The following is a 20,607-nucleotide window of genomic DNA, read 5'->3' on the forward strand; positions in this document are numbered from 1 at the left end:
ACCGATACAACTGGCCCGCCCGCGATTGCACCAACTGTGCATGGCGTGGGCGCCCCGGCTCCGTACACTTGTGATCAACAAGCCTCCGGAGCCTCTGCGCCATGACCACCTACGCCTTCCGCCTGCTCAACGTCTTTGCCGAATCCACCTTCGGCGGCAATCCCCTGTGCGTGTTCGAGGACGCGCGCGGCCTGGACGATGCCACCATGCAGGCGCTTGCGCTGCAGTTCAACCTGTCGGAGACCACCTTCATCCTGCCGTCCGACAACGCCAGCGCCCATGTGCGCATCTTCACCCCCGGCTACGAGATGCGCTTCGCCGGCCATCCCACGCTGGGCACCGCGCACGTGGTACGCGAACTGGCCGGCACCGGCGACGCACTGACGCTGGAATTCCTCGCAGGCGTCGTGCCGGTCACCGCGCAGGGGGATGTCTGGACCTTCACCGCCCCGCACAGCGGCCAGCCCAGGACCGCACCGGCCGGCCTGCCCGACGCCGAAATGGCAAGCCTGCTCGGCCTGGAAGAACGCGACCTGCTGGTGTCGCCGATGTGGGTCGACACCGGCGCCGACCAGTTGCTGGTCGCCGTGCGCAGCACCGAGGCCGTGCGCCGTGCCAGGCCGGACAGTTCGCGCCTGGAGATCTGGCCGCAGAGCAGCCTGGGCCGCAAGACCGCCTATGTCTTTGCCTTCGATCCGGAGCAACCGGGCCGGGTGCTGTCGCGCTACTTCTTCACCAAGCAAGGCGGCGGCGTGGCCGAGGATCCGGGCACCGGCTCGGCCTGCGCCAACCTCGGCGGCTGGCTGCTGGCCACCGGCCACGCACTGCCGGCGGATTACGCGATCGACCAGGGCGAGGCCGTGGACCGCCCCTGCCGGCTGCGGCTGGCGGTCAATGCGGACGGCGCGATCCGCGTCGGCGGCCGCGTGATCGAGATCGGCCGCGGTACCGTCACCCTGTAAGCGCACCTGCGCTACATTGACGGCTTGCGCCCAATGTCCAACGCCCGAACCGCCATGACCTCGCACGCCATCACCACCCTGGCCGACCTGGAAGCGCTCTATGCGCAGCCCGCCGCCCCATCGCTGGCCAAGGAAGTCGACCACCTGCACCCGCACTACCGCGCCTTTATCGAGGCAGCCCCGTTCTGCCTGCTGTCGACCGTGGGCGAGCAATGGGCCGAATGCTCGCCGCGCGGCGACGCGCCGGGCTTCGTGCAGGTGCTGGATGAGCGCACGCTGCTGCTGCCGGACCGGCGCGGCAACAACCGCATTGACAGCCTGCGCAATATCGTCGCCGATCCGCGCGTGGGGCTGCTGTTCGTGATCCCGGGCGTCAACGAGACCATCCGCGTCAACGGCACCGCGCAGATCAGCGTCGATCCCGCGCTGATCGCGCGTTGCGTGGTCGACGGCAAGACGCCGACCACGGTGCTGGTGGTGACGGTGCAGTCGGTGTTCTTCCAGTGCGCCCGCGCGCTGATCCGCTCGCGCCTGTGGGCCGCCGATGCGCAGGTCGCGCGCCGGACGCTGCCGAGCAACGGCGAGATCCTGGCCACGCTGAGCGGGAACGCCATCGACGGCGCCGCCTACGACCGCGACCTGCCCGAACGGCAGCGCACGACCCTCTACTAGCCCCCCCTTACCGCAAAGCGCCATGTCCACGCGGGGCGCCTGATTCCGCCTATGCGCGCGGGAGCCACTCCGGCGCGTGGGTGCCGAGCGGCTCGGACGGCAACGTCCAGCGTGCCGGCGTTTCCGACAGCCGCGCCGCGTGCCGCACCGTGGTCAGCATGCCGAAACCGGAAAGCACCGCTTCGAGCAGGTCGGCGATGTCGTCGATCTTCTGCTCGGGCGCCTTCAAGCCGTCCGCCACCCTCCCCAATCCGCGCAGCCACTGCCCGACCTGCGCCAGCGATACGCGCACATGCCAGCTTCCGCCCTCGATGGCGCGCCGGTGCAGCGCCGCCATCGCGCCGAATGCCAGCAGGTAGCCCGCGGCATGGTCCAGCACCTGTGCCGGCAGCGGCCGTGGCATATCGCTGCCGGCGACCTCGGCTTCGGCATGGTTGAAGCCGGTCGCGGTCTGCACCAGCGAATCGAAGCCGCGTTTGTGCGCCCACGGCCCCACGTGGCCATACGCGCTCAGTGAGACATAAACGATGCCCGGATGCGCCCGCGCCGCGGCTTCCGGCCCCGCGCCCAGCTCGGCCAGCGCGCCGGGGCGGTAGCCCTGCACCATGACATCGGCACCGTGCAACAGCTTGTGCAGCAGGCGCTTGTCGTCGGGATCGCGCAGGTCGAGCTGGCAGCTGCGCTTGCCGCGGCCGGTGTCGATCACCAGCGGCGGGATCGACGGCAGGTGCGCGGCGGTGACCAGCAACACGTCGGCGCCGTGCGCGGCGAGGGTGCGCCCCGCCACCGGGCCGGCGATGATGCGGGTGAAGTCGAGCACGCGCACGCCCGACAGCGGCTGCGCGTCAGGTGACGCAGGCGCCGGCAGTGGCTGCGGCGGCGCGTCGCCGATGCGCTCCAGCGTCACCGGCGGCATCCCGCGCAATGCAGCAGCCTGCGCATGGCAGTCCCACTCGTCGAAGCTGCGCATCGCGGCGACCACCATGCCGGCGTCGGACGCCGCGGTCTCGAAGGCTTCCGCTTCCCACTTCTCCAGCGCGGCCTGCACCGCCGCCTTGTCGTTGGCGCAGCCCAGCAGCCGCAGCACGCCGTCGCGGTGATGCGGGAAATTGGTGTGCAGCCGGACCCAGCGGCCGTCGCCACAGCGGTAGGTGCCGGCGATCTTGTCCCACAGTTCGGGCGCGGGCCCGCCGTCGACGCGCAGGTAGCGCTCGCTGCGGAATTCGGTGATGGCATGGCGCATGTCGACGCTGACCTGCTGCCAGCGGCCGGTGCGGCTGTGCCACAGCGCGGCCGCGGCCAGCGCGGAGGCGGCCAGGCTGGCCTGTGCGGCGGTGCCGACGGCGAAGCTCGAGGGCAGCACCGGCTCGGCGCCGTCCAGGTTCAGGTGAGCCAGCGCCTCTGCCGGCAGGCCGGCGTCGCGCCACAGCGCGGCGACAACATCGGAGGGCTCGGGCGGCGTGGATGCCGCATCAGGATGGGTGGTCATGAGCGTTCCTGCAGCGATGGGTCGGAAACCGGCCGCCAGGGGCCAGCCGGCATGGGCCTTTATGCTACTCCCACGCATCACTTTCGTCGCACCGGCACGTATCGGCGCAGCGCAAACCCGGGATATGTCCGGAAATCCGCGGCGGCTCGCGGCGTGCGGCGCCGCCGGCACGGTAAAATCCCGGTATTGGCATTCCGCCACGCAATCTGACGACCCGGCCGAACCTTGGAAACCCTCTGCGGTTACACCATTCCGGCCGGCCAACCGGCGCCACCATGAGCCACGACAACAAGCCTACCGACAGCACCCCCGCCGCCTCCAACTTCCTGCGGAGCATCATCGACCAGGACCTCGCCGCCGGCACCTACGCCGGCCGCCAGGACAAGGCCGGCGAACCGCTGCCGACCGTGATTACCCGCTTCCCGCCGGAGCCCAACGGCTACCTGCATATCGGCCACGCCAAGAGCATCTGCCTGAACTTCGGGCTGGCGCGCGACTACGGCGGCCGCTGCCACCTGCGCTTTGACGACACCAACCCGGTCAAGGAAGACACCGAATACGTCGATTCGATCATCGACGCCGTGCACTGGCTGGGCTTTTCCTGGGACAGCCAGGGCAAGGACGGCGAAAAGCACCCGCACCTGTACTACGCCAGCGACTACTTCGACCAGCTCTATGCATTTGCCGAGAAGCTGATCGAACGCGGTGCCGCCTACGTCGACAGCCAGAGCGCCGAGCAGATCGCCGCCAATCGCGGCAATTTCTCCGAGCCGGGCAAGCCCTCGCCCTACCGCGAGCGCGGCGTCGAAGAAAACCTGCAACTGTTCCGCGACATGCGCGCCGGCAAGTACGCCGACGGCGAACACGTGCTGCGCGCCAAGATCGACATGACCGCGCCCAACATCGTGATGCGCGACCCGGTGATCTACCGCATCCGCCATGCGCATCACCACCGCACGGGCGACAAGTGGTGCATCTACCCGATGTACGACTTCACCCACTGCATCTCGGACGCGATCGAGAACATCACGCACTCGCTGTGCACGCTGGAGTTCGAGAACAACCGCCCGCTATACGACTGGGTACTGGAGCACCTGCGCGACTGCGGCGTGTTCCATGACCCGCTGCCGCACCAGTACGAGTTCGCGCGCCTGAACCTGACCTACGCCATCACCAGCAAGCGCAGGCTCAAGCAACTGGTCGACGAAAACCGCGTAGACGGCTGGGACGACCCCCGCATGCCTACGCTGGTCGGCGTGCGCCGCCGCGGCTTCACGCCTGAGTCGATCCAGCTGTTCTGCGACCGCGTCGGCGTGGCCAAGGCCGACAGCTGGATCGACATGAGCACGCTCGAAGGCGCGGTGCGCGACGACCTCGACGGCCGTGCCGCGCGCGGCGTGGCCGTGCTGGACCCGCTGCGCCTGGTGATCGACAACTACCCCGAAGGCCAGAGCGAAGAGTGCTCGGCACCGGTGCACCCGAAGAAGCCGGAACTTGGCCGCCGCGTGTTCCCGCTGTCGCGCGAGCTGTGGATCGAGCGCGAGGACTTCAACGAGAATCCGCCCAAGGGCTATTTCCGCCTGTTCCCGGGCAACAAGGTGCGCCTGAAATACGGCTACGTCATCGAGTGCACCGGCGTGGACAAGGACGCTGACGGCAACATCATTGCCGTGCATGCCGACTACTTGCCCGATACCAAGAGCGGCACGCCGGGCGCCGACAGCGTCAAGGTCAAGGGCGTGATCCACTGGGTCAGCGCGGCGCATGGGTATGAGGCCGAGGTACGCCTTTACGACCGCCTGTTCAACGACCCGAATCCGGATGCCGGTGGCAAGAACTTCCTGGATGCACTGAACCCGGATTCCAAGAAGGTGATCACCGCCTACCTGGAGCCGGGCCTGCGCGAGGCGCAGCCGGAAGACCGCTTCCAGTTCGAGCGTCACGGCTACTTCGTCGCCGACCGCAACGATTCGCAGCCGGGCAAGCCGGTCTTCAACCGCATCGTCGGGTTGAAGGACAGCTGGGGCAAGTGATGGCCAAATCAGGCATACAGACCATTACCTTCCCGCTCGAGGGCGAGTTCATCGCCCTCAATGACCTGCTCAAGCTGGCGGGCGTGTGCGACAGCGGCGGCGCCGGCAAGGCGCTGGTCGCCGCGGGCGAAGTGTCGGTGGACGGCGCGCCAGAATCGCGCAAGACTGCGAAGATTCGCGCCGGGCAGGTGGTGGGCCTGGCGGGCATCGAGATCCGCGTGGTCGCCGCCTGACCGCGCGGGCCGGGCCGGCCACCGCGGGCGCGCCGGCGTAGCAACCGAAAGGACTGGGACCATGCCGATCGCGTTCTGGTGCGTACTGCTGGCCGGCGTGCTGCCGCTGGCGACGGTGGCCATCGCCAAGGCCAGCGCGCCTGGCTTTGACAACCATGACCCGCGCGGTTGGCTGGACCGCCAGACCGGCCGCGCGCGCCGCGCCGACATGGCGCACCGCAACCACTTCGAGGCGTTCCCGTTCTTTGCCGTGGCCGTCCTGGCCGCCAGCTACCTGCAGGCGCCGCAGGCGCGCATCGACGAACTGTCGGTGGTCTTCATCATCGCCCGCATCCTCTACACGGTGTGCTACCTGGCCGACCGCGCCACGCTGCGCACGCTGTGCTGGACCATCGGGTACCTTTCGGTGGTGGGGATCTTCCTGCTGCCGGTCTTCTTCTACTGAACCATGGCCGTACGCACACTGGCCTTTGTCGCCGCCATGTCCTGGGCCCTGGGCGCACACGCCGCGCCGGTCGAATACACCATCGACCCGGCCCACACCACCGTCTACTTCGCCGCCAGCCATTTCGAACGCAGCTCGGTACGCGGGCGCTTCGGCAAGATCGACGGGCGCATCGTCTATGACGCCGACAGCGGTGCCGGCGCGTTCGACGTGACCGTTGACCTGGCCTCGGTCGACACCGGCAACCGCACGCTGGATGGCGTGCTGCGCTCGGCACAATTCTTCGATGTCGCCCAGCATCCGCTGGCACGGGTGCGCGCGCAGCGCTTTATCGTCGAGGGCGGCCGGCTGGTTGCGGTCGAGGGCGAACTGACCGTGCACGGGGTGACGCAGCCGTTGCGGCTGCAGGCCGAGCGCTTCCGCTGCGGCGAGGTCACGCTGTTCGGCGTCAGCCGTCAGGTCTGCGGCGGCGACTTCCGCGCCGAAGTGCCGCGCAGTGCCTTCGGCATGACCCGCTTCCTGCCCGATGTGGGTGACACCATCACGCTGCAAGTGGCGGTCGAGGCATCGCCGGCGGGCAGCCCTGCGCAATAACCCGAAGCTTCCCAGAAGCGTCACCTTCGGCACGAATTTCTCTTGTAGAATCAGCGCTTTGCCAATTCCCTGCCACGCGCGCCTGCGTGTGCGGCGACGCGAGACAGAGAACATGTTCGAGATCACATCCGGCGACATCGTGGCTGCCGCGCTGGCGGCTGCCGGCGCCTGCCTGGCCTGCAGCATCCCTGGTGACTTCCTGCGGCGTTTCCCGCTGTGGGCGGTGCGCACCTACGGCCGCGGCGCGCTGCTGATGCCGTTCCTGGTGATGATGGTCGGCACCTGGCTGTTCCGCCTCGGCATGGCCGGCCAGATGGATACCCCCGCCGGCCAAGCGCTGGTGGTGGCGGCTGCCTTCCTGGCCACGCTGCTGCTGTCGGCGCTGCTGCGCTTCTACCTGAAGGAATACCGCAAGCGCTGATACGTGCGGCGCGCGGCGGCACGCCCGCTGTGCCGCCTTGCCCACGTTCCCTGCGCCGCCATGCGCACGGCCCCACCATCGAATCGCGTATGATGCGGCCTTTTGCGTCTCCCGCGCCGCCCTCCCGCGCCGGGGCGCCTGCTGCTCACTTCACTTCATGGCGCTTAAATCCACCATCTTCAAAGCCGAACTGGCCGTGTCCGACATGGACCGGCCCTACTACGGCAGCCACAGCCTGACCATCGCCCAGCATCCGTCCGAGAACGACGCGCGCATGATGGTGCGCCTGCTGGCCTTCGCCTGCGAAGCCACCGAAACACTGGCCTTCACGCGCGGCCTGGACGAGCCGGACGAGCCCGACCTGTGGGACAAGCGCCTGACCGGCGACATCGCCAACTGGGTCGAACTGGGCCAGCCCGATGAAGCGCGCCTGAAGCGCGCCGCCGCCCGCGCCGAGCGCGTGAACGTCTACACCTACAACGGCCCGAGCGCGCGTGAATGGTGGAAGGGCATGGCGGGCAAGGCCGGCAAGCTGCGCAACGTCACCATCTACAATGTCCCGACGGAAGCGGTCGAAGCGCTGGCCGCGCTGGCGCAGCGCGCGATGCGCCTGTCGGTGACGATCCAGGACGGCGATATCTGGGTCGCCGACGACGACCACAACGTGCAACTGCGGCTTGACGTGCTCCAGCACGCCCAAGCCTGAACGCAGCCGCCGCGCTGCATTCACCCAACCACCCCGTCTTTTCCCATCGGAAGGAAATACGCCATGCAAACCACGCCCTCTGGCCTGCAATACGAAGACACCACCGTCGGCTCCGGCGCCGAAGCCACCGCCGGCAATCACGTCACCGTGCACTACACCGGCTGGCTGTACGAGAACGGCCAGGCCGGCCGCAAGTTCGACTCGAGCAAGGACCGCAACGACCCGTTCGTGTTCCCGCTTGGCGCCGGCCATGTGATCCGCGGCTGGGACGAAGGCGTGCAGGGCATGAAGGTCGGCGGCGTGCGCCGCCTGGTGATCCCGGCCGACCTGGGCTACGGTGCGCGCGGCGCCGGCGGCGTGATCCCGCCGAACGCGACGCTGCTGTTTGAAGTGGAATTGCTGGCCGTTTAAAAGCCTGGCTGTCGTCCCCGCTGGCGCGGGGACGACGAGGAAGCGAATCCTACGCTATCAGGCGCCCTCTGCGCGTCAGAACCCGATGGCGGCGTTGCCGACATCGACGCGGACCTTGTCACGGTCCAGCAGCCGCGCCGCATGGCGCGCATAGTCCTGCGCCCAGGCAGGATCCCCGGAGAAGCGCGCTTCTCCCGAGAACTTGGCGACATTCAGGATCTTGTCGATCACCAGCACCTTGCCGACGGGGCTCGACGCCTGGCAGTCCAGCTCGGTGTACTCCCGGTCGAACCAGCGCCACGCGGCATCCTCGCTGACCGCGGCCAGCTCGTCCGTGCCGATCGTAAAGTCAAATTCCTTGCCGCTGCCGAACACCACCGTAAGCGTACGCGCCATCGCAGGTTCCCCCTGGTCGGATTGAGGCTCCCATTGTAAGGACATGGCCGCCCCGCGGGCCAGCAAATCACGGCGGCCTGATCGCGGACAAGCGTGCGCCAGCCCTCGCCCACCCGCGTGTCACAGGCGGCACGCCGCGCCAAACGTTGTCAGGCGCCCACACCGCGCCGGTTGCTCAGGTAATTCTGAGAAAAACTGGCACTTATGTCATTTCCCCCACCTGCCCGTGGCGCGGCTTTGATTTATGCTTGCACCATGGCCATCACGCGACAGGACCTCGAATCCGACCGGCTGCGCACCTCGCTGTGCAGTACGCCGGTCGCGTCCTCGCTGCTGCCCGAAGACGTGCTCGAGCAGTCCCTCTGCAACACGCTGGCGTGCCGGCCCGACGATCCCGCTCTCGGCGGCGATGTCTGGGTATTCGGCTATGGCTCCCTGATCTGGAACCCGATGGTGGTGCACACCGACCGCCGGCGCGCGACGGTGCATGGCTATCACCGCGGCTTCTATCTCTACTCCCGCATCAATCGAGGCACCTGGGACAACCCCGGGCTGGTGCTCGGTCTGGACCGCGGCGGCTGCTGCCACGGCATGGTGTTCCGCATCCCCAGCCACGTGGTCGAGCAGGAGTTCCGCGTGCTGTGGCGCCGCGAGATGCTGACCGGCGCCTACCATCCCCGCTGGCTGCGCATCCGCACCGACGACGGTCCCGAGCAGCGCGCCCTCGCCTTCGTCATGAACCGGGCGCACGAGGCCTATGCCGGCCGGCTGCCGGACGCCGACGTGGTCGAACGCCTGCGCCACGCCGCCGGGCTGTACGGCCCGGCGCGCGAATACCTGCAGCAAACCCTGCTTGGCCTGGCCACCAACGGCGTCGACGATCCCTATCTCGGGCGGCTGTGGCGCCAGTTGCAGGCCGACGACGCCGCCGATGCGGAACGCTCGACGCACCCCGCAGACTGCGCCGAGGCCGAGGACGTTGCGCCGCCGCCCTTGCCCACCACGTCACGCGAAACCGTCTGAGCCCTGGAGCAGCCGCCATGACGCGCCCCGCCGCCCGCACCCGCAGACAGGCACTCAACGAGTTGCTGGGCCTGATGGGCTTGCTGGTGGGCGGTGGACTGCTGGCGGCCCAGGGCGGCCAGACCCTGGCGGCACGCCCTGCCGGCGGCGCTGCCAGCCAGCCCGGCGCGGCGCGCGCGCCGCGCAACACCACCGCGCGCGCGCCAGTGCGCAGCGACGGCATCAGCGCCCTGGACCGCAACCTGATCACGGCCGCCGGGATCGGCGACCAGGACATGGTGGCGCGCCTGCTGGCCGCGGGTGCGACGGCGCGCGCAGCTGACGAACGCGGGCGCAGCGCGCTGCTGGCGGCGGTGCAGAACCGGCATGTCGAGGTCGCGCGCATGCTGGCACTGGCCGGCGCCGATGTCAATCTCAAGGACGCCGACGCCAACAGTCCCTTCCTGCTGGCCGCCGCCACCGGGCAGCCCGATATGGTGCGGCTCGCGCTGGCGCATGGGGCCGACCTTGCCAGCACCGACCGCTACCACGGCACCGCGCTGATCGCCGCCAGCCAGCACGGGCATGTGGAGGTGGTGAAGCTGCTGCTGAAGGCTGGCGTTGCGGTGGACCATGTCAACGACCTGGGCTGGACTGCGCTGCTGGAGGCGGTGGTGCTTGGCGACGGCAGCGCGCGTTATGAGGAGACGGTGCAGTTGCTGCTGGATGCGGGTGCGGATGCCAACCTGGCTGACCGCGAGGGCGTGACGCCGACGCGCCATGCGCGGGAGCGGGGGTACAAGACGATGGTGAAGATGCTGATGCGGGTGCGCGGGCATTGAGGCTGCGCGCGTTCGCAGAAAGACAAAGGCCGGTTGACCGGCCTTTGTCTTTGCTGCAACCGTCGGAAGCGGTTTGCCAACGGCCTCAGGCCGCCGCCGGCTTCTCGCCCTCCGCACTGCGCGCATTCTCGCTTTCCTGCAGATGCCGCCACATCACCTTGCCAGTGCCCGACTTCGGCAGCGCCTCCACGAACTCCACCACGCGCGGATACTTGTACGCGGCCATATTCTCCTTGGCCCATTCAATGATCGCTTCCGGCGTGGTCTTGCCCTTTGCATGCGCGCGCAGCACCACCACCGCCTTGACGGTCTCGCCGCGATACGGGTCGCGCGTGCCGATGATGCAGGCCTCCTGCACGTCAGGGTGCTTGTACAGCAGGTTCTCCACCTCGGCCGGCCACACCTTGAAGCCCGACGCATTGATCATGCGCTTGAGGCGGTCGGTGATGAAGTAATAGCCCTCTTCATCCATCCGGCCCAGGTCGCCGGTGCGGAAGAAGGTCTTGCCCTCAAACTCGATAAAGGCGTCGCGCGTGGCGTCGTCCTTGCCCCAGTAGCCCTTGAACACCTGCGGGCCGCTGACGATGATCTCGCCGGTCTCGTTGGGCGGCAGTTCCTTGAGCGTGACCGGGTCGACCACGCGCGCGTCGGTGTTGAAGGTCGGCACGCCCAGGCATTGCAGCTTGGGCCGGTCCGACGGGTTGCCGTGCGTCGGCGCCATGGTCTCGGACAGGCCGTAGCCCTCCAGGTAGCTGAGCCCGAACTGCTCGCGCAGCCGCTCGGCAACGGCTTGCGGCATGGCCGCGCCGCCGCCGCCGATATAGCGCAGGCTCGACAGGTCGAACTGCGCCAGGTTGGGGCTGGCCAGGAAATCGATCACCATGGTCGGGATATTGGTCCAGTGCGTGACCTGGTAGCGCGAGATCAGGCGGCCGGCCACTTCGCGGTCCCAGCGCGGCAGCATCACCACGGTGGCGCCGCTGTAGATCGGACCGTTCATGCCGTACTGCATGCCGGTGACGTGGAACAGCGGCAGCACCGACAGGATCACGGACTCGGCGCCCGAGCCCGACCAGGTCGCGCCGCCGACGATGTTGTGCATCACCGAGCGATGCGTATGGATGCAGCCCTTGGGGAAGCCGGTGGTGCCGGAGGTGTAGGGCATCACCGCCATGTCATCCGGCCTGGCGGTGTGCGGGCCGGGCAGCAGGCCGGCGCCAAGCGCCTCGGTCCACGCGGTAGCGCCCGCGGGCAGCGGGTGCGGCGTGGTCAGCCAGGCCGGCGGGGCGTCTTCCGGATGCTCATGCGTGGGCGGCAGCGCGTCGGCGTACCGCGTCACCAGCAGGTGCTGCAGGCGCTCGGCCGGCGCCAGTTCGGACACGGCCTGTTCGACGCCTGCTGCAAGGTCCGCCGTGCAGATCGCCACGCGCGCCTGTGCGTCGGTGACGTAGTGCTTGAATTCCTCGGCGCGGTTCATCGGGTTGACCGGCACCACCACCGCGTCGGCACGCAGGATGGCGTAGTAGCTGACGATGAACTGCGGGCAGTTCTGCATGTACAGCAGCACCCGGTCGCCCTTCTTCACGCCGGCCTTCTGCTGCAGCCAGCCCGCCAGCGCCGTGGCCTGCGCCTCCAGCTCGCGGAAGGTGATGGCGTTGCCGAAGTAGCGGATCGCCGCCTTGTCGGCGTAGCGGTGCGCCGACACTTCCAGGTTGTACCAGAGCGACGTCTCGGGCAGCACGATGGCGGTCGGCAGGCGCTTCGGCCAGAACTGGAAATGCGGGCGGGCTGGGGTCTGCATGAAACGTCTCCTGTGCGTCGGTCTCGGGACCGGGTCTGTCGGTATGGCCAAGGACTATAACCGAACGATCGTTCTATTTTCAACCGCAGACTTTCCCGAACCCCGCCCGGCGAGTGATTGGGGCGGGGCGTTGCATTCGGCGCCTTCGCCCCCACAATAGGGGTATCGAATGCCCTCTTCCGGGCGGCCCGCATTGCTGGGCCGCTCCTGCCCCTTTTCCTCACCGGGATACCCCATGAGCGACGTCACCCTGCAGAATTTCGAAACCGAAGTGATCGACGCCTCGCGCCACGCGCCCGTACTGGTCGACTTCTGGGCGCCCTGGTGCGGGCCGTGCCGCACGCTGGGCCCGATGCTGGAACGGCTCGAAGCCGAGGCCGACGGCCAGTGGAAGCTGGTCAAGGTCAATGTCGACGAAAACCAGGACCTGGCCGCGCACTTCGGCGTGCGCAGCATCCCGCATGTGGTGGCGATCGCCGAAGGCCAGGCGGTGGACCAGTTTATCGGCGTGCTGCCGGAATCCGGCCTGCGTGAATTCCTGGGCCGGCTGATGCCCAAACCCGCCCAGCTGGCGCTGTATGAGGCGCAGGAGCTGGCCGCCGAAGGCAACCGCGCTGGCGCCGAGGCCAAATTCGCGGAAGCCATCGCGCTCGACCCGGAAGCTGCCGACACGGCACGGCTGGCCTATATCGCCTTCCTGCTGGATGGCAATGCGATCGACGAGGCCAAGGCGCAGTTCGAGGCGCTGCCGCCGCGCGCCGCGCAGTTGGACGCTTATGCCGCGCTGCGCACGCGCATGGAAGCGATGGAAAACGTGTCCGGCCTGCCCGACCAGGCCACCCTCACGCGCCGCATCACCGCCGACCCGCGCGACCTGGCGGCGCGGCTGGACCTGGCGCGGCTGCTGATCGCGCGCCAGCAGTACGAGCCGGCGCTGGAGCAGTTGCTGGCGATCGTGCGCACCGACCGCGGCTATGAGGACGATATCGGCCGCAAGACCATGCTGTCGGTATTCGAGATGCTGGCCGACCAGCCCGAGGTGGTATCGCGCTGGCGCCGCCAGCTCAGCACTTCGCTGAACTGAGCGGCAGGGCTACGTCCCTGGCGCGGTAAACTGGCGGGCTCAGACCCGCCAGTTTTTTTACGCCCCTGCCATGCCAGCTCCCCGCCTGATCGATTTCAAGACCGACCCCGCCCCGACCCACGACCGCCCGCGCGAAGACCGGCTGGTGTCTGGCAACCCGGACCGCACCACCTGGACGCACTACAGCGCGCGGCATGGCGATTTCGATTGCGGCATCTGGGCGTGCGAGCCGGGCGCGTGGCGCATTGCCTTCCCGGCCGGCAAGGAAGAGTTCTTCCACGTAATCAGCGGCCGCATCCGCATCAGCGACGAGGCCGGCAACGCCAGCGAGTTCGGCCCGGGCGACGCCTGCGTGATCCCGGCCGGCTTTACCGGGCTGTTCCAGGTGCTGGAGCCGGTGCGCAAGTATTTCGTGGTGATCGACCGGGACGCGGCGCGGCCGCTCTGAACGCCGGCGCGCTCAGGCCGAGGTGGCCGGCCCCTCGACCAGGGTGAAGCCGTTCTCGCGCATATGTTCGACCATCATCGCATCCATCGACTTGACGTGATGGTCGAACCAGCCTGACAGCTCGGCCACCAGGCGCCGACCCAGCCCGAACTCGGCATCGGTGTGCACCTTGTCGCGCACCGCGGCGGCCACGGCCAGCACCTGCTGGTGCTCGCCCGCATGGCAATGGCGCGGGCCGAAGCCCATCGCTTCCATCCACTGTTCTTCCTGCGCGAAATGATGGCGGGTATGGTCGATCCACTCGTCCATTGCGGCCAGGAAGCCGGCGTCGTCGGCGCTGGCCACGGCCGCCAGCAGCTGCACGAACTCGGCATGGGTGGCATCGGTAACCGGCTCGCCCAGGTGGAGGTGGTCCGGCAGGCCGGCGGAGGAAAGCTGGTCTTTGGCGTCCATGGGATCGGCTGCAAACGTAGGAAAAACGGCAAGGATACCCAATCGCCGCGGCCCGGGCCTGATCTCGCGCAAGCCGGGCGGGTATGCTGTGGGCTATGCGCCCCGCCCGCCACTCCTACATGCCATGCCACGACTGATCTTCTTCTGCGGCCATGCCGGCACCGGCAAGACCACTCTCGCCCACCGCCTGATCGGCCCGCTGATGCAGGCCACCGGCGAGCCGTTCTGCCTGCTCGACAAGGACACCCTGTACGGTCGCTACAGCGCCGCCGCCATGGGCGCCATCACCGGCGACCCGAACGACCGCGACAGCCCGGCCTACCTGGACAACCTGCGCGACCCGGAATACCAGGGGCTGCTCGACACCGCGCGCGAGAACCTGATGCTGGGCATCAGCGTGCTGGTGATCGGCCCGCTGTCGCGCGAGGTCCGCGCCCATCTGCTGCACGATCCGGAATGGCTGCACGTGCCCGACGGCACCATGGTGCGCATCGTATGGGTCCACCTGCCGGAAGACGAGGCGCATGCGCGCATCATCAAGCGCGGCAATCCCAACGATGCCTACAAGCTGCAGCACTGGGAGGCCTACCGCACGCGGCGCTTCATGCCGACTGCGCAGGAATACCCGGAACTGATCTTCTTCGACAATCTCGCCCCGGGCGATGCCGAGGTCGACGGGCTGCTGCGCGCACTGAGCGCCTGAGGGAGCGCCTGAATGAGCGCCTGAGCCCTTCAGCCGCGCGCGATCTCCCCGATCACGGCCGACGCCGCCACGAAGCCGAACACCGCCGTCACCGCCACCGACGAGCCGAAGCCCGCGCAGGCCAGCCCCTGCGGGCCATGGGTGGCCGGCGGCGGCGCTTCGTCGATCTCGCACGCCTGCTGCTCCGGCTCGGGGTACTGCAGGGGCTCGTCGGAATACACCGCGGCGATGCCGAACTTCTTCTTCGGGTCGCGGGTAAAGCCCCACTGCTTGCGCAGGTTGGCGCGCACCTTGGACAGCAGCGGGTCCTGGATCGTGCGCGCCAGGTCGTCGATGCGCACGCGGGTGGGATCAAGCTGGCCGCCGGCGCCGCCGCAGGTGATCACCGCCACGCCCTGGCGCCGCGCCCAGCCCAGCATCTCGGTCTTGACGCGCACCGCGTCGATGGCGTCGATCACGTAGTCATAGCCGGCGCCGAGCAACTCGGGCACGTTGTCGGGGGTGACGAAGTCATCGACCTGTGTCACCCGGCAGCGCGGGTTGATGGCGACGATGCGCTCGGCCATGGCCTCGACCTTGGCGCGCCCGTAGGCGTCGCCCAGCGCGTGGATCTGGCGGTTGGTATTGGACAGCGCGATATGGTCCAGGTCGATCAGCGTGATGCGGCCGACCGCGTTGCGCGCCAGCGCCTCGGCGGCCCAGCTGCCGACGCCGCCGATGCCGACCACGCACACATGGGCCGCCTCCAGCCGCGCCAGCCCGGCGGCGCCGTAGAGCCGCGCCACGCCGCCAAAGCGGCGGTGGTAGTCGTCATCGGCCGGGCTTTCGTGGGTCAGCGGCTCGGGCAGGCCGGCGAGGTCGTGTGCGGCATCGTTCATGCTGGAATTCGGGTCGAAGGGGCTCGCGGACGCGTCGCGCGGACATCGCCGCCGCGACAAATCCGGCGCAAAAATCCGGCATTCTCCGGCGGCGATGTCAGCCAATCCCCGACAAAGACGGGAAGCGCGCAACTATACAATAGACGTGCAGTGGTTCGTTCGCCGCCCCGCGCTCGGGTCAGCGGCCCCGGACCTGCCCCCGCCAGACTGGAGCCCGCCTCATGCCCGTGCGCCGCAAGGTCGTTCTGTGGAGTGTCCTGACACCCATTGCGCTGATCGCGCTGCTGGTGGTCCTGATCCTGACCTTCGACTGGAACCGCCTCAAGCCCTGGCTCAACGACCGCGTCACCGAAGCCATCGGCCGCCCCTTTGCCATCAACGGCGACCTGACCGTGACCTGGCGCCGCGGCGAGGGCGAGAAAGGCTGGCATACTCTGGTGCCGTGGCCCCGGCTGTCGGCGCGCGACATCACCATCGGCAATCCCGACTGGGCCAGGCAGCCCAATCTCGCCACCGTTCGCGAGCTGATCTTCGTGCTGCGCCCGGTGCCGCTGCTGGCGCACCAGATCGCCGTGCCCACCATCGTCGTGGACAGCCCGGCGGTGTGGCTGGAGCGCCTGGCGGACAGCCGCAACAACTGGACCTTCGATACCGGCCCCAAGACCGGCACCTCCAAATGGGAGCTGGATATCGGCGAGGTCGTGCTTGCGCGTGGCAACCTGGCGCTGTCGGACCAGCTCAAGAAGATCGAGCTGCAGGCCGAGCTCGACACCATCGGCGAGAGCCCGCTCTACGACAAGGCCCGCGACGGCGCGCTGGTCGCGCCCGAAGCGTCCGCGGTGCCGCCCGGGCCGCCCGCCAGCGCGGTGGTGGCAGCTTCCGCGCCGCCGGCCTCGCCGCCTGGCGCTTCCGCTCCGGCAGCCACGGCCAAGGGTGCGAACGGCCGCTACGGGATGCGCTGGCAAGCCACCGGCCGCTACAACGACGCCACCATCAACGCCACCGGCAAGGCCGGCACGGTGCTGAGCCTGCGCAATACCAACGTGCCCTTCCCGATCCTGGCCGACGTGCGCGTCGGCACCACCCGCGCGGTGATCGAAGGCACGGTCACCAATCCCGCCCACCTGGCCGCGCTCGATGTGCACCTGACCCTGGCCGGCGACAGCATGGCCAAGCTCTATGCACTGACCGGCGTGGTGCTGCCGTCCACGCCGCCGTACCAGACCCGCGGCCGGATGATGGCGACGCTGCGCAAGGAAGGCTCGATCTACGAGTACCAGAAGTTCACCGGCCGCGTCGGCGGCAGCGACCTGTCCGGCACGCTGACCTTCACCAAGCGCGACCCGCGCCCGCTGCTGGCCGGCAACCTGGTGTCCAACCAGCTGCGCTTCGTCGACCTGGCGCCGCTGATTGGCGCCGACGCCAAGCCGGGCCGACCGGCCAAGGACAGCCCGGTGACGCAGCCGCCCGCCAAGGTGCTGCCGGTGGCGCCGTTCCGCACCGAGCGCTGGGACGAGATCGACGCCGACGTGCATTTCACCGGGAAGCGCATCATCCGGGATGCCGAGCTGCCGATCACCGACCTGGTCACGCACCTGAAGCTGCAGGACGGCGTGCTGCTGCTGGACCCGCTCAACTTCGGCGTGGCCGGCGGCAACCTGGTGTCGACCCTGCGGCTGGACGGCAAGCGCGAGCCAATGGGAGCGATGATCGACATGACCGCGCGGCGCATGAAGCTCAAGCAGCTGTTCCCGACCGTCGACCTGATGCGCGCCAGCATCGGCGAACTCAATGGCAAGGCCAAGCTGTCGGCCACCGGCAATTCGGTGGCGGCGCTGCTGGGCTCGTCCAACGGCGAGGCGCGGCTGCTGGTGGAGAACGGCACCGTCAGCAAGTTCCTGCTTGAAGCCATCGGCCTGAACGTGGGCAGCCTGGTGATTTCCAAGCTGTTCGGCGACAAGCCGGTGCAGATCAACTGCGGCGTCAGCGATTTCACCTTTACCGACGGCATCGCGCGGGCGCGTACCTTCGTGCTCGATACCGACGACGCGGTGATCGAGACCACTGGCGGCATCGACCTGCGCGATGAACGGCTGGCACTGACCATCCACCCCGACTCCAAGGGTCTGCGTGTATTCTCGCTGCGCTCGCCGCTGTACGTGGGCGGCACCATGAAAAAGCCGACCGTGAGCCCGGACATCGGCGTACTGGCGCTGCGCGCCGGCGGCGCGCTGTCGCTGGCGCTGCTGGCGCCGGTGGCGACCGCGGTGCTGCCGCTGCTGGACATCTCTCCTGGCGGCGAGGACACCCAGTGCGCCAGGCTGCTGGCCGACCTGCGCAAGCGCCCGACCGCACCTCCGCCGGGCAAGACCTACAAGGATCCGAAGGCTGCCAGCGCGGTCGCTGGCCAGCCGGCCCCGGGCACCACGCCGGGCACGCCGGCCGAAGCCGCGGCCCAGCCGGGCAAGCCCGCGCGTGCGGCTGACCAGCGCGCGCCGGCGCGCACGGACAGCGATGCGCTGTACAAGGGCGGTTGACCCCTGACATCCCCTCCCATCCCCCTGCGGCGTTGCGGCCAGCCGACAGCGATGGCCGCAACGCCGCAGCGGCCATGAAATGTCATCACGATTGTCTGAAGCAAATTCGCAACACCTCGCGCCCCTGCGTCATCCTGCCGCACTTTGCCGTTGTGCCCCGCCCACACCAGGCGCATAATTAAACGGCCATTTACAAGAAACTTAAGCAATGGCAAGCATCGGATGCGGTGCGGGCTCGCCCGTCTGCATCCTTCGGAAGGCGCGGCTTCGGCCGCCCTTGTTTTCCGCCTCGGCACGGCCGCCGGCCGCCACGAGCGCGGCCACACGACGCCACTCGCCCGCCCCGCCATGTCGCTGCCACACGCTGCCGTCCCGCCGATCACCTGGCTGATCGCGCTGACGGTGTGCAACCACGTGGCCTACAACGCCAGCCGCGTGGTGGTGTCGCTGTTCGCAATTTCCCTCAAGGCTTCCACCGTCACGCTCGGCGTGCTGATGTCGCTGTACGCGCTGTTGCCGATGCTGCTGGCGATCCGCGCCGGCAAGCGCATCGACGAGATCGGCCCGCGCAAGCCGATGACCGCGGGTTCGCTGATGGTGGTGACAGGCACGCTGCTGCCGGCGGTCTGGCACGACACCGGCGCGCTGTACCTGTCGTGCGCGCTGATCGGCGTGGGCTTCATGCTGGTCCAGGTGGCGATGCAGTTGCTGATCGGCCTGGTCTCCACCAATGAGACCCGGCTGCGCAACTACACCTGGCATGCGCTCGGGCTGTCGGTCTCGGGCACGCTCGGGCCGGTGGCGATGGGCTATGTGATCGAACACGCGGGCTTCCGCCCCGCTTTCCTGGTGCTGGTGGCGGTGGCGCTGGTCGGCCAGGCCGGCCTGCAATGGGTGCGCCCGCGGCTGCCGGCGCACGGCGGCAATGCCGGACGCATCGCCATCGACGACGGCAGCCGCCATTCCACGCTGGACCTGCTGCAGCATCCCGAGCTGCGCGCGGTCTTCGTCGCCAGCGCGGTGCTGTCGGCGGCGTGGGACCTGCACGCCTTCCTGATCCCGATCCAGGGTTCGCGCATCGGCCTGTCACCGTCGTCGATCGGCTGGGTGCTGGGTGCCTTTGCCATTGCCACCTTCGCCATCCGCGTGGCGATGCCGATGGTGTCGCGCCGGCTCTCGGAGTGGAAGATCATCCGCGCCGCGCTGCTGGTAGGCGCGCTGGCCTACCTGGTCTATCCGTTCGTCGCGCATTTCTGGCTGATGTGCGGGCTGGCCTTCGTGCTGGGCCTGGCACTCGGCAGCGCGCAGCCCAACGTCATGAATTTGCTGCACCGTGCCTCGCCCCATGGACGCGCCGGCGAGGCACTGGGCCTGCGCTCGGCAGTGCTCAATACCAGCCAGGTGGTGTGGCCGCTGACCTTCGGCGTGGTTGGCACGGCGCTGGGTATGCTGCCTATCTTCCTGTCGATGGCGGGGGCGATGGGCGCGGCCGGCTACTATTCGCGCCGCCAGGGGCGCAAGGCGCTGCCGCCGCCGGCCTGAGTAACGTACACCACGCGCCACGCATGCAGGGTGATGCGTGCGCCGCGCCTTGTCGCCACACAAATGCGGCCCCCGACGCATTCGCTATACTCAAATCAGCCGGACCTGCGGCCCCGCCCCCGGGCGCACCGCGCATCCCGACCGATTTCCTGATGATTGCGACATGACTCAACTCGCCGACCTTCGCCGTACCTACGTCCTGGGCTCCCTGTCCGAAACCGACGTCGCCCCCGACCCGATGAGCCAGTTCAAGCGCTGGTTCGACGAGGCGGTCACGGCCAAGCTGCCCGAACCCAATGCCATGACGCTGGCCACCGTGGACGCCACGGGCCAGCCGTCGGCGCGCATCGTGCTGCTCAAGGGTATCGACGACCGTGGCTTCACCTTCTTCACCAACTACGAAAGCCGCAAGGGCCTGGACCTGGCCGCCAACCCGCGCGCAGCGCTGTTGTTCCACTGGGTGCAGCTGGAGCGCCAGGTGCGCGTCGAAGGCTACGTCGAGAAGGTTTCCGACGACGAGAGCGATGCCTATTTCGCCTCGCGCCCGCTCGGCTCGCGCGTGGGCGCGTGGGCCTCTGAACAGAGCCGCGAAGTGCCCGGCCGCGACGTGCTGGAGCAACGCGAACTGGAATACCGCAGCAAGTTCGGCGAGAACCCGCCGCGCCCGCCGCACTGGGGCGGCTACCGCCTGGTGCCCACGGCGCTGGAGTTCTGGCAGGGACGCCCCTCGCGCCTGCACGACCGCATCGCCTACCGGGTCCACCCGGACGGTAGCTGGCAGATCGTGCGCCTGTCGCCCTGAGGCGGCTGGCGCAAGTGCCCCGGATGCGCACTAAAGGGGCTGTCCCGGGGCCTTCGGGGCAGTGCGCTGCACTGGATGCGGATTTCGACTAAAGTGAGACTGGCGTCGCTTGACTTTTTCGCGAGCGCTCGCGACGGACCTGGGCAAGGCTAG

22 protein-coding genes are annotated in these 20,607 nt (G+C 68.7%); 17 read left to right on the forward strand and 5 right to left on the reverse strand.

Features of this window, described 5'->3' with window-relative positions; genetic code table 11:
* Positions 1 to 101 precede the first annotated feature (101 nt).
* Together ABNX08_RS16290 and ABNX08_RS16295 are read left to right on the forward strand one after the other, a co-directional pair.
* Entirely contained in the window at positions 102 to 962 is an 861-nt protein-coding gene (locus ABNX08_RS16290; protein ID WP_022536133.1) for a PhzF family phenazine biosynthesis protein, read from the forward strand.
* 54 nt (positions 963 to 1,016) lie between these two features.
* Positions 1,017 to 1,634, forward strand: coding sequence for a pyridoxamine 5'-phosphate oxidase family protein (locus ABNX08_RS16295; protein ID WP_022536134.1), 618 nt, complete (start codon positions 1,017 to 1,019; stop codon positions 1,632 to 1,634).
* A 49-nt stretch (positions 1,635 to 1,683) separates the two neighbouring features.
* On the opposite strand, the gene ABNX08_RS16300 is transcribed toward ABNX08_RS16295, so the two are convergent.
* Positions 1,684 to 3,123: a CoA transferase gene (locus tag ABNX08_RS16300; RefSeq protein WP_022536135.1), complete on the reverse strand. Its 1,440-nt coding sequence runs from the start codon at positions 3,121 to 3,123 to the stop codon at positions 1,684 to 1,686.
* Positions 3,124 to 3,398: 275 nt separating this feature from the next.
* Between ABNX08_RS16300 and ABNX08_RS16305 the strand changes: the two genes are divergently transcribed.
* The 7 genes from ABNX08_RS16305 to ABNX08_RS16335 all read left to right on the forward strand — a co-directional run bounded on the left by ABNX08_RS16305 (position 3,399) and on the right by ABNX08_RS16335 (position 7,966).
* Positions 3,399 to 5,156: a glutamine--tRNA ligase/YqeY domain fusion protein gene (locus ABNX08_RS16305; protein WP_022536136.1), complete on the forward strand. Its 1,758-nt coding sequence runs from the start codon at positions 3,399 to 3,401 to the stop codon at positions 5,154 to 5,156.
* A complete protein-coding gene (locus ABNX08_RS16310; protein WP_022536137.1) occupies positions 5,156 to 5,389 on the forward strand; it encodes an RNA-binding S4 domain-containing protein in 234 nt (77 codons plus the stop codon). Before ABNX08_RS16305 ends, ABNX08_RS16310 begins: the two co-directional genes overlap by 1 nt.
* A 61-nt stretch (positions 5,390 to 5,450) precedes the next feature.
* Positions 5,451 to 5,834 carry an MAPEG family protein gene (locus ABNX08_RS16315; protein ID WP_022536138.1) on the forward strand — a complete coding sequence of 128 codons (384 nt, stop codon included), beginning with the start codon at positions 5,451 to 5,453 and terminating at the stop codon, positions 5,832 to 5,834.
* Positions 5,835 to 5,837: 3 nt separating this feature from the next.
* On the forward strand, positions 5,838 to 6,428 hold the full coding sequence (locus tag ABNX08_RS16320) for a YceI family protein (RefSeq protein ID WP_022536139.1): 591 nt from the start codon (positions 5,838 to 5,840) through the stop codon (positions 6,426 to 6,428).
* 112 nt (positions 6,429 to 6,540) lie between these two features.
* Positions 6,541 to 6,849 carry a hypothetical protein gene (locus tag ABNX08_RS16325; protein ID WP_022536140.1) on the forward strand — a complete coding sequence of 103 codons (309 nt, stop codon included), beginning with the start codon at positions 6,541 to 6,543 and terminating at the stop codon, positions 6,847 to 6,849.
* A 157-nt stretch (positions 6,850 to 7,006) separates the two neighbouring features.
* Positions 7,007 to 7,555: a YaeQ family protein gene (locus ABNX08_RS16330; protein WP_022536141.1), complete on the forward strand. Its 549-nt coding sequence runs from the start codon at positions 7,007 to 7,009 to the stop codon at positions 7,553 to 7,555.
* Between the two features lie 63 nt (positions 7,556 to 7,618).
* On the forward strand, positions 7,619 to 7,966 hold the full coding sequence (locus ABNX08_RS16335; RefSeq protein ID WP_022536142.1) for an FKBP-type peptidyl-prolyl cis-trans isomerase: 348 nt from the start codon (positions 7,619 to 7,621) through the stop codon (positions 7,964 to 7,966).
* A gap of 75 nt (positions 7,967 to 8,041) precedes the next feature.
* Here the strand turns inward: ABNX08_RS16335 and ABNX08_RS16340 are convergent, their stop codons facing one another.
* Positions 8,042 to 8,362 (reverse strand): hypothetical protein, encoded by a 321-nt coding sequence (locus ABNX08_RS16340; protein ID WP_022536143.1) that lies wholly within the window; start codon positions 8,360 to 8,362, stop codon positions 8,042 to 8,044.
* Between the two features lie 255 nt (positions 8,363 to 8,617).
* Here ABNX08_RS16340 and ABNX08_RS16345 point away from each other — a divergent pair, with 255 nt between their 5' ends.
* Positions 8,618 to 9,385 carry a gamma-glutamylcyclotransferase gene (locus ABNX08_RS16345; RefSeq protein WP_051369791.1) on the forward strand — a complete coding sequence of 256 codons (768 nt, stop codon included), beginning with the start codon at positions 8,618 to 8,620 and terminating at the stop codon, positions 9,383 to 9,385.
* Between the two features lie 17 nt (positions 9,386 to 9,402).
* Positions 9,403 to 10,206: an ankyrin repeat domain-containing protein gene (locus tag ABNX08_RS16350; RefSeq protein WP_022536145.1), complete on the forward strand. Its 804-nt coding sequence runs from the start codon at positions 9,403 to 9,405 to the stop codon at positions 10,204 to 10,206.
* Between the two features lie 85 nt (positions 10,207 to 10,291).
* On the opposite strand, the gene ABNX08_RS16355 is transcribed toward ABNX08_RS16350, so the two are convergent.
* Positions 10,292 to 12,007: a long-chain fatty acid--CoA ligase gene (locus ABNX08_RS16355; RefSeq protein ID WP_022536146.1), complete on the reverse strand. Its 1,716-nt coding sequence runs from the start codon at positions 12,005 to 12,007 to the stop codon at positions 10,292 to 10,294.
* Positions 12,008 to 12,242: 235 nt separating this feature from the next.
* Here ABNX08_RS16355 and trxA point away from each other — a divergent pair, with 235 nt between their 5' ends.
* Positions 12,243 to 13,091, forward strand: a complete 849-nt coding sequence (trxA, locus tag ABNX08_RS16360; protein WP_022536147.1) for a thioredoxin — start codon at positions 12,243 to 12,245, stop codon at positions 13,089 to 13,091.
* Positions 13,092 to 13,161: 70 nt separating this feature from the next.
* A complete protein-coding gene (locus ABNX08_RS16365; RefSeq protein ID WP_022536148.1) occupies positions 13,162 to 13,539 on the forward strand; it encodes a cupin domain-containing protein in 378 nt (125 codons plus the stop codon).
* Between the two features lie 12 nt (positions 13,540 to 13,551).
* Here ABNX08_RS16365 and ABNX08_RS16370 read toward each other — a convergent pair whose 3' ends face one another.
* Positions 13,552 to 13,992, reverse strand: coding sequence for a bacteriohemerythrin (locus ABNX08_RS16370; RefSeq protein WP_022536149.1), 441 nt, complete (start codon positions 13,990 to 13,992; stop codon positions 13,552 to 13,554).
* A gap of 124 nt (positions 13,993 to 14,116) precedes the next feature.
* On the opposite strand from ABNX08_RS16370, the gene ABNX08_RS16375 reads away from it, so the two are divergent.
* On the forward strand, positions 14,117 to 14,695 hold the full coding sequence (locus tag ABNX08_RS16375) for an ATP-binding protein (RefSeq protein ID WP_022536150.1): 579 nt from the start codon (positions 14,117 to 14,119) through the stop codon (positions 14,693 to 14,695).
* Between the two features lie 29 nt (positions 14,696 to 14,724).
* Here ABNX08_RS16375 and tcdA read toward each other — a convergent pair whose 3' ends face one another.
* Positions 14,725 to 15,573 carry a tRNA cyclic N6-threonylcarbamoyladenosine(37) synthase TcdA gene (gene tcdA, locus ABNX08_RS16380; RefSeq protein ID WP_022536151.1) on the reverse strand — a complete coding sequence of 283 codons (849 nt, stop codon included), beginning with the start codon at positions 15,571 to 15,573 and terminating at the stop codon, positions 14,725 to 14,727.
* A 221-nt stretch (positions 15,574 to 15,794) separates the two neighbouring features.
* On the opposite strand from tcdA, the gene ABNX08_RS16385 reads away from it, so the two are divergent.
* From ABNX08_RS16385 to pdxH, 3 genes are all read left to right on the forward strand, one after another.
* Positions 15,795 to 18,110, forward strand: a complete 2,316-nt coding sequence (locus ABNX08_RS16385; RefSeq protein ID WP_022536152.1) for an AsmA family protein — start codon at positions 15,795 to 15,797, stop codon at positions 18,108 to 18,110.
* A 348-nt stretch (positions 18,111 to 18,458) separates the two neighbouring features.
* A complete protein-coding gene (locus tag ABNX08_RS16390) occupies positions 18,459 to 19,652 on the forward strand; it encodes an MFS transporter (protein WP_041681556.1) in 1,194 nt (397 codons plus the stop codon).
* A gap of 163 nt (positions 19,653 to 19,815) precedes the next feature.
* Complete coding sequence (gene pdxH, locus ABNX08_RS16395) at positions 19,816 to 20,454, forward strand: pyridoxamine 5'-phosphate oxidase (protein ID WP_022536154.1); 639 nt, start codon at positions 19,816 to 19,818, stop codon at positions 20,452 to 20,454.
* The last annotated feature ends 153 nt before the right edge of the window (positions 20,455 to 20,607 follow it).

The organism is Cupriavidus sp. DF5525 (assembly GCF_040149425.2).
GTDB classification, from domain to species: domain Bacteria; phylum Pseudomonadota; class Gammaproteobacteria; order Burkholderiales; family Burkholderiaceae; genus Cupriavidus; species Cupriavidus pickettii_A.

Coding starts and splice junctions, on each gene's coding strand:
- ABNX08_RS16290 (WP_022536133.1), top strand. CDS start 102: ATGACCACCTACGCCTTCCGCCTGCTCAACGTCTTTGCCGAATCCACC.
- ABNX08_RS16295 (WP_022536134.1), top strand. CDS start 1,017: ATGACCTCGCACGCCATCACCACCCTGGCCGACCTGGAAGCGCTCTAT.
- ABNX08_RS16300 (WP_022536135.1), bottom strand. CDS start 3,123: ATGACCACCCATCCTGATGCGGCATCCACGCCGCCCGAGCCCTCCGAT.
- ABNX08_RS16305 (WP_022536136.1), top strand. CDS start 3,399: ATGAGCCACGACAACAAGCCTACCGACAGCACCCCCGCCGCCTCCAAC.
- ABNX08_RS16310 (WP_022536137.1), top strand. CDS start 5,156: ATGGCCAAATCAGGCATACAGACCATTACCTTCCCGCTCGAGGGCGAG.
- ABNX08_RS16315 (WP_022536138.1), top strand. CDS start 5,451: ATGCCGATCGCGTTCTGGTGCGTACTGCTGGCCGGCGTGCTGCCGCTG.
- ABNX08_RS16320 (WP_022536139.1), top strand. CDS start 5,838: ATGGCCGTACGCACACTGGCCTTTGTCGCCGCCATGTCCTGGGCCCTG.
- ABNX08_RS16325 (WP_022536140.1), top strand. CDS start 6,541: ATGTTCGAGATCACATCCGGCGACATCGTGGCTGCCGCGCTGGCGGCT.
- ABNX08_RS16330 (WP_022536141.1), top strand. CDS start 7,007: ATGGCGCTTAAATCCACCATCTTCAAAGCCGAACTGGCCGTGTCCGAC.
- ABNX08_RS16335 (WP_022536142.1), top strand. CDS start 7,619: ATGCAAACCACGCCCTCTGGCCTGCAATACGAAGACACCACCGTCGGC.
- ABNX08_RS16340 (WP_022536143.1), bottom strand. CDS start 8,362: ATGGCGCGTACGCTTACGGTGGTGTTCGGCAGCGGCAAGGAATTTGAC.
- ABNX08_RS16345 (WP_051369791.1), top strand. CDS start 8,618: ATGGCCATCACGCGACAGGACCTCGAATCCGACCGGCTGCGCACCTCG.
- ABNX08_RS16350 (WP_022536145.1), top strand. CDS start 9,403: ATGACGCGCCCCGCCGCCCGCACCCGCAGACAGGCACTCAACGAGTTG.
- ABNX08_RS16355 (WP_022536146.1), bottom strand. CDS start 12,007: ATGCAGACCCCAGCCCGCCCGCATTTCCAGTTCTGGCCGAAGCGCCTG.
- trxA (WP_022536147.1), top strand. CDS start 12,243: ATGAGCGACGTCACCCTGCAGAATTTCGAAACCGAAGTGATCGACGCC.
- ABNX08_RS16365 (WP_022536148.1), top strand. CDS start 13,162: ATGCCAGCTCCCCGCCTGATCGATTTCAAGACCGACCCCGCCCCGACC.
- ABNX08_RS16370 (WP_022536149.1), bottom strand. CDS start 13,992: ATGGACGCCAAAGACCAGCTTTCCTCCGCCGGCCTGCCGGACCACCTC.
- ABNX08_RS16375 (WP_022536150.1), top strand. CDS start 14,117: ATGCCACGACTGATCTTCTTCTGCGGCCATGCCGGCACCGGCAAGACC.
- tcdA (WP_022536151.1), bottom strand. CDS start 15,573: ATGAACGATGCCGCACACGACCTCGCCGGCCTGCCCGAGCCGCTGACC.
- ABNX08_RS16385 (WP_022536152.1), top strand. CDS start 15,795: ATGCCCGTGCGCCGCAAGGTCGTTCTGTGGAGTGTCCTGACACCCATT.
- ABNX08_RS16390 (WP_041681556.1), top strand. CDS start 18,459: ATGTCGCTGCCACACGCTGCCGTCCCGCCGATCACCTGGCTGATCGCG.
- pdxH (WP_022536154.1), top strand. CDS start 19,816: ATGACTCAACTCGCCGACCTTCGCCGTACCTACGTCCTGGGCTCCCTG.